The 10,556-nt window shown below is 60.9% G+C and carries 8 protein-coding genes; 2 read left to right on the plus strand and 6 right to left on the minus strand.

All coding sequences use genetic code 11. The features are described from left to right. Positions 1 to 110: 110 nt before the first annotated feature. Positions 111 to 2,765 (plus strand): valine--tRNA ligase, encoded by a 2,655-nt coding sequence (valS, locus tag HMPREF2757_RS02340; protein ID WP_070572957.1) that lies wholly within the window; start codon positions 111 to 113, stop codon positions 2,763 to 2,765. Between the two features lie 94 nt (positions 2,766 to 2,859). Here valS and clpX read toward each other — a convergent pair whose 3' ends face one another. From clpX to tig, 4 genes are all read right to left on the minus strand, one after another. After that, positions 2,860 to 4,131 carry an ATP-dependent Clp protease ATP-binding subunit ClpX gene (gene clpX / locus HMPREF2757_RS02345; protein ID WP_070572959.1) on the minus strand — a complete coding sequence of 424 codons (1,272 nt, stop codon included), beginning with the start codon at positions 4,129 to 4,131 and terminating at the stop codon, positions 2,860 to 2,862. Positions 4,132 to 4,391: 260 nt separating this feature from the next. Further along, a complete protein-coding gene (locus HMPREF2757_RS02350; protein WP_070573047.1) occupies positions 4,392 to 5,057 on the minus strand; it encodes an ATP-dependent Clp protease proteolytic subunit in 666 nt (221 codons plus the stop codon). A gap of 22 nt (positions 5,058 to 5,079) precedes the next feature. Further along, positions 5,080 to 5,694, minus strand: a complete 615-nt coding sequence (locus HMPREF2757_RS02355; protein WP_370919375.1) for an ATP-dependent Clp protease proteolytic subunit — start codon at positions 5,692 to 5,694, stop codon at positions 5,080 to 5,082. A 239-nt stretch (positions 5,695 to 5,933) separates the two neighbouring features. Continuing rightward, positions 5,934 to 7,253, minus strand: coding sequence for a trigger factor (gene tig, locus HMPREF2757_RS02360; RefSeq protein WP_070572960.1), 1,320 nt, complete (start codon positions 7,251 to 7,253; stop codon positions 5,934 to 5,936). A gap of 304 nt (positions 7,254 to 7,557) precedes the next feature. On the opposite strand from tig, the gene HMPREF2757_RS02365 reads away from it, so the two are divergent. Further along, positions 7,558 to 9,159, plus strand: coding sequence for a sulfatase-like hydrolase/transferase (locus HMPREF2757_RS02365; RefSeq protein WP_226829151.1), 1,602 nt, complete (start codon positions 7,558 to 7,560; stop codon positions 9,157 to 9,159). Between the two features lie 70 nt (positions 9,160 to 9,229). Here the strand turns inward: HMPREF2757_RS02365 and HMPREF2757_RS02370 are convergent, their stop codons facing one another. Next, positions 9,230 to 10,153 carry a Na+/H+ antiporter NhaC family protein gene (locus HMPREF2757_RS02370; protein WP_226829149.1) on the minus strand — a complete coding sequence of 308 codons (924 nt, stop codon included), beginning with the start codon at positions 10,151 to 10,153 and terminating at the stop codon, positions 9,230 to 9,232. Positions 10,154 to 10,371: 218 nt separating this feature from the next. Continuing rightward, positions 10,372 to 10,556: IS3 family transposase (locus HMPREF2757_RS12070; protein ID WP_083304044.1), on the minus strand; the 185-nt coding region annotated here is incomplete at its 5' end.

The following is a 10,556-nucleotide window of genomic DNA, read 5'->3' on the forward strand; positions in this document are numbered from 1 at the left end:
AGTTGAGAAATGGCGCCGAGCACCCGCCAAGCTCAGCGGCACCTCGCGCCCGGGGACCGCACAGAACAGCCCCGGGCCCAATCCCCGCCGCGGTCTGGGACAATGACGCTATGGATTTTGGTTCTCGCACACATGACTCGGTGCATTTGCCTGACAAGCCCGCCCTCGAAGGTCTCCAAGAAAAATGGGACGCACGCTGGGCGGAAGAGCAAACATACGCCTTCGACCGCGACACGACGCGCGAGGAGGTCTACTCGATCGACACTCCCCCGCCGACGGCGTCGGGATCACTGCACGTCGGCCACGTGTTCTCCTACACCCAGACCGATGTTCTGGCCCGCTACAAGCGGATGACCGGCAGAAACGTCTTCTACCCGCTGGGATGGGACGACAACGGACTGCCCACAGAACGCCGCGTGCAGAACTACTACGGCGTCACCTGCGACCCGTCCCTGCCCTACGAGGGCGACGACTTCGAACTGCCGACCAAGGTCCCGCGCAATCCGCGCGACTTCAAACACGTATCGCGCCAAAAGTTCATCGAGCTGTGCCTCGAACTGTCCGGCGAAGACGAAAAGATATTCGAAGACCTGTTCCGCAAGGTCGGCCTGTCAGTCGACTGGAAGCACTCCTACCGGACGATTGACGCTCACTCCCGCGAAGTCTCGCAGCGGGCATTCCTCGACGAACTCGCCCGCGGCCAGGCATATTCACAAGACGCACCCACCATGTGGGACGTCACATTCGGCACCGCGGTCGCCCAGGCTGAACTGGAAGACCGCGAACGCGAAGGCGCGTATCACAAGGTCACCTTCTTCCCCGCCGGACCCGACGGTCTTGCCGACACCTCGGAAGAGCCCATCGTGATCGTCACATCACGCCCCGAGCTCATTCCCGCCGTGGTCGCCCTCGTAGCCCACCCGGATGACGAACGCTACAAAGACAAGTTCGGCACGAAGTACACATCACCCATCTTCGGTGTGGAAGTTGAAGTCCGCGCCCACGAACTCGCCCAGTCTGACAAGGGCACCGGCATTGCCATGGTGTGTACGTTCGGCGATCTCACCGACGTCACATGGTGGCGCGAGCTCGAACTGCCTCTGCGCGCAGTAGTCAACCGCGCCGGCCGTCTCGAACTTGAAACCCCCGAATGGATTGCAGACTCCGCCAAGGCCGACGCCGCCGAGCAGTACCAGAAGCTGGCCGGCATGACGACCTTCACGGCACGCAAGACGATTGTCGAACTGCTCGAAGAGTCCGGCGACCTCATTGAGGCTCCGCAGCCGATCACCCACCCCGTGCCGTTCTACGAGCGCGGCGAGAAGCCGCTCGAGGTCGTCACCAGCCGCCAGTGGTACATCCGCAACGGCGGCCGCTCTGCCGAGCTTCGCGATGACCTCATTGCCCGCGGCCGCGAACTTAGGTGGCTGCCCGGCTTCATGCGCGCCCGCTACGAAAACTGGGTCGAAGGCCTCAACGGCGACTGGCTGGTCTCCCGTCAGCGCTATTTCGGTGTGCCCATCCCGCTGTGGTACCGCTTGGACGCCGAGGGCAATCCCGACTACGACAACCCGATTGTTCCGGACTCGGAGTCCCTGCCGGTCGACCCGCTGCAGGAGACGCCCGAGGGCTTCAGTCCAGAACAGCGCGACCAGCCCGGCGGCTTCATGGGCGAACCGGATGTTCTCGACACCTGGGCCACATCCTCACTCACCCCGCAGATCGTCGGCGGATGGAGCACTGACGACGACCTCTTCAGCAAGGTCTTCCCGTTCGATCTGCGACCGCAGGGGCACGACATCATCCGCACGTGGCTGTTCTCCACGGTCGTGCGGGCCAATGCGCTCAACGACTCCGTTCCGTGGTCGCACACTGCCCTGTCGGGCTGGATCCTCGACCCGGACCGCAAGAAGATGTCGAAGTCTAAGGGCAATGTCGTTGTGCCCTCGGACATTCTGGCGGAAAACAAGCCCGGCTTCGGTCCGGATGCCGTCCGCTACTGGGCATCCTCGGCGCGCTTGGGGGTCGACACCGCCTACGACGTATCCCAAATGCAGATTGGCCGCCGCTTGGCCATGAAGATCCTCAACGCGTCGAAGTTCGCTCTGGCCCAGGGCGTCCACTCCGGTCATGTGGGCCAGCTTGAGGATGTCATCAATCCGCTGGACAAGGCCCTGCTGACGGCATTGTCGAAGACAGTCAACAGGGCCGGCAAGTTCTTTGAGGACTACGACTACGCGCACGCCCTCATGGAAGCTGAGTCCTTCTTCTGGGAGTTCACCGACGACTACGTTGAGCTCATCAAGGACCGTTCCTACGGTGCGGCAGGGCAAGAACAGCAGCGCTCAGCACATGTCACCCTGGCCACCGCACTGGAGACTTCCCTGCGCCTGTTCGCACCTTTCATGCCGTTCGTAACGGAGGAAGTGTGGAGCTGGTGGCAGGAAGGCTCGGTGCACGCTCAGGCATGGCCGGCACCTGGCAGCGTCCCGGAACAGGACGTCGCAGGCGAATTCTTGGAGACAGTCTCACAGGCGCTCTCGGAAATTCGCCGGACCAAGACAGAGGCCAAGGTGTCTCAGCGCACCGAGATCGTCAAGGCCACTCTGCGCGCACCCCAGGCTGACATCGACACGATTGCCGCAGCCCAGAGCGACCTGCAGGCCGCCGGCCGTGTAGCCGATCTCGTCCTCGAAGTCGCCGCAGATGCAGAAGGCCCACGCGTTGCCGATGTCGAATTCGCACCGGCTGCAGACAAGAAGTAGCGACTTCTGAATGCGCAGAGCGCGCCGCTTGAAGCGGCGCGCTCTTGTGTTTTCTGCTGTTCGGGTTCTTCTGCTTTGTGTCAGCAGCTTTACGTCAGGCGGTCTTCCTTCGCTGCTGGCCAGACTGTTTGTGTGGGACGAGGGTGGGAGCAGCGTTCTCTTCGACTGTTTCGCGGGTGACGAGCACCTTGGCGATGTCATCGCGGCTGGGCAGATCGAACATGACCGGCTGCAGGACTTCTTCCATGATCGAACGCAGTCCTCGCGCACCGGTCCCCCGCAGCAGCGCGAGGTCTGCAATGGACTCAAGCGCTTCAGATGAGAACTCCAGTTCCACACCGTCGTAGGAGAACATCGCCTGGTACTGCTTGACGAGCGCGTTCTTCGGTTCCGAAAGGATGGTGACGAGCGATTCGCGGTCGAGATCTCCCACCGCGGTCAGAACGGGCAGACGACCGATGAATTCGGGAATGAGCCCGAACTTGAGGAGATCCTCGGGCTGCATTTCTGCGTAGAGGTCGATTTCGTCGTCTTTTGAGTGGATCGGCGCCCCAAAGCCAACGCCGTGGCGGCCCTTGCGCGCAGCTACGATCTCTTCCATTCCGGCAAATGCGCCGGCGACGATGAACAGGACATTCGTCGTGTCGATCTGAATGAAGTCCTGCTGCGGGTGCTTGCGTCCGCCCTGCGGTGGCACGGAGGCGACGGTGCCTTCGAGAATCTTCAGAAGTGCCTGCTGAACGCCCTCACCGGAAACGTCGCGTGTGATCGACGGGTTTTCAGACTTCCGCGAGATTTTGTCGATTTCGTCGATGTAGATGATGCCCTTCTGGGCACGTTCGACGTCGAAGTCCGCCGCCTGAATGAGCTTGAGCAGAATGTTCTCGACGTCTTCGCCGACATAGCCGGCTTCAGTCAGCGCCGTGGCGTCGGCTACCGCGAAGGGAACGTTGAGCATCCGTGCGAGCGTCTGCGCCAAATAGGTTTTGCCAGAGCCGGTAGGACCGACAAGGAGGATGTTCGACTTTGCGATTTCCACGCCGCCGTCGTTGCCCTTGCCGTCTTCCAAGGCGTTGATTCGCTTGTAGTGGTTGTACACGGCCACGGCCAATGACCGCTTGGCGGCATCCTGGCCGACAACGTACTCGTCGAGGTGGCTGTAGATTTCGTGTGGTTTGGGCAGTTCGAGCTTCTCAGCAGGCGCGTCTGGCTGGCCGAGTTCTTCTTCGATGATTTCGTTGCACAGGCCAATGCACTCGTCGCAGATGTAGACGCCTGGCCCGGCGATGAGTTTGCGGACCTGCTTCTGCGATTTGCCGCAGAAGTTGCACTTGAGGAGCTCTGCTCCCTCACTGCTGCGAGCCATTCACACTGCCTTTCGCGCCCGGCCGTACCGGGAAGATCAGATTGCTGTACTAGTCGAGTCTTTCACACTGTGCGAGTATGCGCCGCGACCTCTGTCGCGTGTCGATGCCAGACCGGGTGCTGTCAGCCACAGGAGTTCGCGCTGCTTGCCTCACCGCATCTGCTGGCACAGCCGTCAGTACATCACAGACGCAAGAGGCCGTCGGGATTTCCCCGACGGCCCCGTGCTGCAAGCAGCGCCTGTGCGCTCACATCCAGGGGTCAGTCAGCGCCCTTGCGCGAGCTGAGCACCTGGTCGACAAGACCGTATTCCTTGGCTTCTTCGGCTGTCAGGAACAGGTCGCGCTCGATGTCGGTGTTGACCTTCGCGGCATCCTGCCCGGTGTGTTTGGCCAAGGTGTTCTCCAGCCATAGGCGCATGCGCAGAACCTCGTTTGCCTGGATTTCGATGTCCGAGGCCTGCCCTTGGCCGCCGCCCTGCATGGCCGGCTGGTGGATGAGCACCCGCGCGTTCGGCAGCGCGAGACGCTTTCCGGGCGTACCGGCCGCTAGCAGCACGGCAGCGGCCGATGCCGCCTGGCCCAGGCAGACGGTCTGGATCTGCGGCTTGATGTACTGCATCGTGTCGTAGATGGCCGTCAGCGCTGTGAACGACCCTCCGGGCGAGTTGATGTACAGGGTGATGTCGCGGTCGGGGTCCTGGGCTTCGAGCACAAGAAGCTGCGCCATGACATCGTCTGCGGAGGTGTCATCCACCTGGACCCCCAGGAAGATCACCCGATCTTCGAACAGCTTGGTGTACGGGTCCTGCCGCTTGAAGCCGTAGGGGGTGCGCTCTTCGAACTGGGGCATGACGTACCGCGAGTTCGGCATGTTGCCGGCGGTTCCGCCGTAGTATCCGGCACCGCCGGAATAGAGGTCAGCCATTTCTTCTCCTTGGGAATGCGGTTCAGCGGCCATCCGGCACGTCAGCGGCGTGGGTGACGACCTTGTCGATGAAGCCGTAGTCCAGGGCTTCATCTGCAGTGAACCAGTGGTCGCGGTCGTTGTCCTTGAGAATCTGCTCGAGCGACTTGCCCGTCTGCTCTGCTGTCAGTTCGGCCATCTGCTTCTTCATGTGCAGGATGAGCTCTGCCTGGATCTTGATGTCCGTGGCAGTGCCGCCGATGCCGCCGAGGGGCTGGTGCATGAGGATTCGCGCGTGCGGAGTGGCGAAGCGCTTGCCCTTAGCACCCGAGGACAGCAGGAACTGGCCCATAGAAGCCGCCATGCCCATTGCGACGGTGCCCACGTCGGGCTTGATGTACTGCATGGTGTCGTAGATTGCCATGCCTGCCGTAACGGAGCCGCCGGGCGAATTGATGTACAGCCAGATGTCGCGATCGGGATCTTCTGCCGCCAGCAGCATCATCTGGGCGCAGATGCGATTCGCATTGGAGTCGCGGACTTCCGAGCCGAGCCAGATGATCCGCTCTTTCAGCAGACGGTTGAAGATGTGGTCATCCAAACCCATGCCCGCCGTGCCCTCCGAGGCGACCGGCGCGGTCAGTTCGTGTTTGCTCACAAGTTTCTCCTGTGGGTTGATTTCTCTTGACCCTAACCGCCCGCGCGCAACTTTTAGTCCAGCCGGTCCGGATGTTCGCCATGAGCGTGAAAACCCGTGCGCCACAGCGAGCTGAGCGCAAGGTGCGTGCGAACGGCCAGGCCCCGCACGACCCGCTTTTCGAGCAGTCGAAAACAAAAGCAGACGAGGCGGAGCTGGGCTCCGCCTCGTCTGGTCAACCTGCCTAAACAGGGGGTGGGTCAGTCTTCCGAAGCTTCTTCTTCGGCTTCCTCAGCTTCTTCCGAACCCTTGGTGAATTCGGTCATGTCGATGACTTCGCCCTTGGTGTCCTTCACGACAGCCTTTGCGAGAACCGCGGCCAGCGCCTTGCGACGGCCGACTTCGCCTGCGACGGCGCCAACCTGACCGGACTGGTCAAGGGCCTGAGCGAAGTCGTTGGGGTTCATGCCGTACTGCTGAGCGGAGGTGATGATGTACTCAATGAGTTCGGGCTGGGTGACCTCGATCTCTTCGGCATCCTGCACCTTGTCGAGGATGAACTGAGCGCGCAGCTGCTTTTCAGTCTGCTCGCGGACCTCTGCTGCGTGCTCGTCGTCTTCTTCGCGGCCTTCGCCTTCGAGGTGGCGCTTGACTTCGTCTTCGACAATGCGCGAAGGCACCGGAAGGTCGAGCTTTTCGATGAGCAGTTCGAGGACCTTGTCGCGGGCCTCAACACCCTGCTGCAGTTCCTTGTTGGACTTCGCCTGCGCCTTGAGGTCTTCTTTGAGTTCGTCGATGGTGTCGAATTCGGAGGCAAGCTGGGCGAAGTCGTCATCTGCTTCGGGCAGTTCGCGTTCCTTGACCGCGGTGAGCTTGATGGTCACCTGCGCTTCTTCGCCTTCGTGCTCGCCGCCGGCAAGCTTCGTTTCGAACGTGGTCTCTTCGTCAGCCGACAGGCCTTCGAGTGCTTCGTCCATGCCGTCGAGCATGGTGCCAGCACCGACCTGGTAGGAAACCTCGGAGGCCGAGTCGATCTCTTCGTCGTCAATCTTGGCCGTCAGGTCGAGGGTGACGAAGTCGTCTTTCTCAGCAGGACGGTCAACTGCCTTGAGCGAACCAAAGCGGCCGCGCAGGGCTTCGAGTTCCTGCTCGACATCTTCTTCGGTGACTTCGAGCGGCTCAACTTCAACTTCGAGGCTCGAGTAGTCGGGCAGTTCGAACTCCGGCACGGCGTCGACTTCGACGGTGAAGGTCAGGTCGCCCTCTTCTTTGCCGTCCAGGCCCGGCATTTCGAGGTCTTCGATTTCCGGGGTGCCCAGCGGCTGGATGTCGTTTTCGGCAATAGCCTTGCGGAAGAAGCCGTCAAGGCTGTTGTTGACAGCCTCCTGGATGACAGCTGCACGGCCGACGCGCTGGTCGATGATGCGCGCGGGAACTTTGCCGCGGCGGAAGCCGGGAATTGAGACCTGCTTGGCGATCTCCTTGTATGCCTCGTCGACGCTCGGCTTGAGATCGGCGTAGGGCGCTTCGATGCTGAGCTTCACCCGAGTGGGTTCAATGCGTTCGACGGAGCTCTTCACTGTCTACCTCTTCAAATTTGACTAACGGGAACGTCGCCGTCACCGCAGGCCGACCGAGGAGCCACTCCCCCGGGCACGTGCGGCTGTGCGTGCGACACACAGCGCTCTATCCTAGTGTGTCCGCCTATCAGAATGCACACCGGGGCGCACCCGCGCTGCGCGAGGGACAGGTTTCTGTGTGAACCCGCAAAGACAAAGAAGTGAACATCAGGCTATGATTGAATGTCCAACTGCGCTCGCTTTCTATTTCCGCGGGCACTCCCCAGGCATACCTTGCGAAACCAACTGACTCAGAGGCGAAGACGTGAAGGGACCGAAAACCACCGCTAAGCACCGGATCCTCAGAACCATCGGTGCCGCTACCTTGTGGACGCTCATCTTCTTAAGCGTTGCACTGCTCCTCACCGGAATCTTCATCCGCAAGCAGTGGGGACAGATCACCGTCGACCAGATGCTGACCAACATAGCCGGCGCCGGTCAGGGCGGCGGCTACGTCTGGATCACCGTCTTCTGGGTTATCGTCGCGCCTCTTGCCATCACCGCTCTGCTGTTCGCGGGTCGCCGACTCTGGATCCGATACCGCGTGTCGGCTCGCCTGCGCTTGTCTGCTGCGCGCCGCCGTATTCGACACGCGGCGGTGCGAGGTGTGGCCTCCGCCCTTGTCGTCCTGCTCATCGGGGGAACCGTCATCACCGGTTCGACCTCGTTCTCTTCGGCAGTTCAGCTTCCCACCTACATCAAATCCGTCAGCAGCTCGATGAACATTGGCGACTATTACCGTGAGCCGACGGTCGTGGGCAATAAGAACGCACGCAACATCGTGGTGGTCTACGTGGAGTCTGCCGAAAACCACCTTGCTGACGATTCACTGTTCCCGGTGAACATGCTGGAGCCCATGGAGGATGCCACGAAGGGCTGGGGCGAAATTCCAGACCTCAAGCAGTACAACGGAGGCGGCTGGACCATGGCCGGCATCACATCCACCCAGTGCGGCATCCCACTCAAGGGGAAGGGATCTGCCACCGGTGACAAGGTCATGAACAACCTCGCTGTTGCCGACTTCATGCCGGGCATCGACTGCTTCGGCGATGTCCTGAAGGAAAACGGCTACAAGAACGTGTTCCTCGGCGGCGCAAGTGCCGAATTCGCATCAAAGGGCTCGTTCCTGCGTACGCACGGCTACGACGAAATCAAAGACCTCGCCCACTGGAGGGAAATCGGCGAAAAGGAAAAGGACATGCGTCCCGACTGGGGTCTGAGCGACCGCCGTCTCATGGAGCACGCCAAGGACGAAGTCTCGACGCTGCACCGCGAATCGGCCGAGACGGGCCAGCCGTTCAACCTTTCGGTTCTTACGCTCGATTCCCACGAGCCCATCCACCGCTACCACGACTGCCCGCAGCGCACCGGAGACGATGAACTCGCATCGGTTTGGCTGTGCTCGTCGGAAGCTGTCGGCGGCTTTGTCAAGCACATGGAAGATGAGGGGATCCTCGAGGACACCTCGGTTGTCCTGATGGGCGACCACCTCAAGCACATGGCCGACTGGAACGTCTACCACGAAGAGCTGGACGACAAGACCGACCGTTCGGTATTCAGCCGCATCTGGATGCCCGGCACCAAGGACGGCAAGCTTCCCCTCGGCGAGCCTCGTTCCGGTGCCGATCAGCTGAACATGCTGCCTACCCTGCTGGAGGTGGCCGGTCTCGAAGTCAAGGACCGTCAGGCTGGCATTGGCGTATCGGTCTTCTCTCAGGCCGTTCCACACGACTCTGCTCAAGCACTCAATGATGATGCCTATGCCGAGCTGACACTGGCTCGTTCGGCTGACTTCTATAAGAAGGTGTGGGGCATGGAAGAACCGCAAGAAGCTCCGAGTACGCAGCCCGGCGACAGCGCCGAATGATTCAAAGCTCGGGGGCCGTCAGTCTGACTGACGGCCCCCGAGTGTTTCTGCTGCGGCAGCGCCGTGGGTTCTACAGCAGGAGCACCGCGATCCCGGCGAACAGCAGCATGCCGATATTGCAGTGCAGGAACGTTGGGATCACGGTGTCTCGGATGTGATCGTGGTGCCCATCGGCAGCCAGGCCGGAGGTCACGCCGAGAGAAATGGTCGATGCTGGAGAGCCAGCGTCTCCGAGGCCCGCCGCCGCACCGAGCAGGCAGACTGCGGCAAGAGGATCAAGTCCCTTTTCCAATGCGAGAGGAATGTAGATCGGAGCAAGGATCGGCACACTGGCAAAGGAATCTCCGAAGCCGATCGTGATGAACAGGCCGGCAAAGCCGGAGGCGACGGTGATGATGATGGCAATGTGGCTCATCATGAGCACGCCGTGGGTGAAGACATCGTCCTGTTCCCTCCACCGGAATACGCCGGCCAGGGTCAGGATGAGAAATCTGATCATTGCGCCGACAAGCAGAGAATCGAAGGCAATCTGGAATATGAGTGCCGCGGTTACCGCGATGAGTGTCATGATCAGCTGGAACGGGTGCAGCGACACAGCTTTCTCAGATCCCGCACTCCCCTGCGCGTCAGCCTGACGGTCTGCCTGCGGCAGCTGAGGGTAGTCGCGAGGTTTGCGGTAACTGAAGAAAACGGCCGTGAGCATCCCGGCTGCCAGACCCATAACGGGCCAGAACATCGCTTTCCACGCCATATCAGGGGTTGCAGTGAGCCCCCGCGCATTGCCGAACCCATTGACGTTGGTCATCAGAATTTCGTTGAGGTAGATGGCGCCGAAGCCCGTGGGCAGCAGCAGGCAGCTGGCACTCATGGAGCAGGCGAGTACGACGGCAACGGCGCGGCGGTCGATGCGCAGTCGGTTGAGGACTTCCAAGAGCGGCGGGAGCATGATGGGGATGAAGGCGATGTGCACGGGAACGAGATTCTGGCTGAGCACGGCAGCGCCCGCAAACAGACCGAACAGCCCCCACTTGGCGCCCAGGTTTACCGTGTCTTGTTCTGCGTTTGTCTTCTTTGTGACCCTCTGAGCAAACAGTTCAAGAAGACAGGATCAGCAGCCATACGGCTGCAAGACCACCCAGTGCTGTCAACACTGAAGGCGGAAGAATTGGGGTTACCCGCAAATCGTGGACACGTAGTGGAGCTACCTAGTGGTTAGGCAGCTATTTCTTTTCTGCTAGTGATTAGACCAATTTGGTTCTCAAAGTCGACGGGGCTGACCATACCGAGTGCGGAATGTCGGCGTCGACGGTTGTAGACGACTTCAATCCAGTAGGCAACGGCCTTGCGTGCAGCATCATGAAGTGTCCTGGGTTTAGTTCCTACCTTAGGTAAGGAAG

Source organism: Brevibacterium sp. HMSC063G07, from assembly GCF_001810665.1.
Lineage (GTDB): Bacteria > Actinomycetota > Actinomycetes > Actinomycetales > Brevibacteriaceae > Brevibacterium.

Bases quoted from the DNA above. Each gene is read 5' to 3' on its own strand.
- valS (WP_070572957.1), top strand. From the start codon at position 111: ATGGATTTTGGTTCTCGCACACATGACTCGGTGCATTTGCCTGACAAG.
- clpX (WP_070572959.1), bottom strand. From the start codon at position 4,131: ATGGCTCGCAGCAGTGAGGGAGCAGAGCTCCTCAAGTGCAACTTCTGC.
- HMPREF2757_RS02350 (WP_070573047.1), bottom strand. From the start codon at position 5,057: ATGGCTGACCTCTATTCCGGCGGTGCCGGATACTACGGCGGAACCGCC.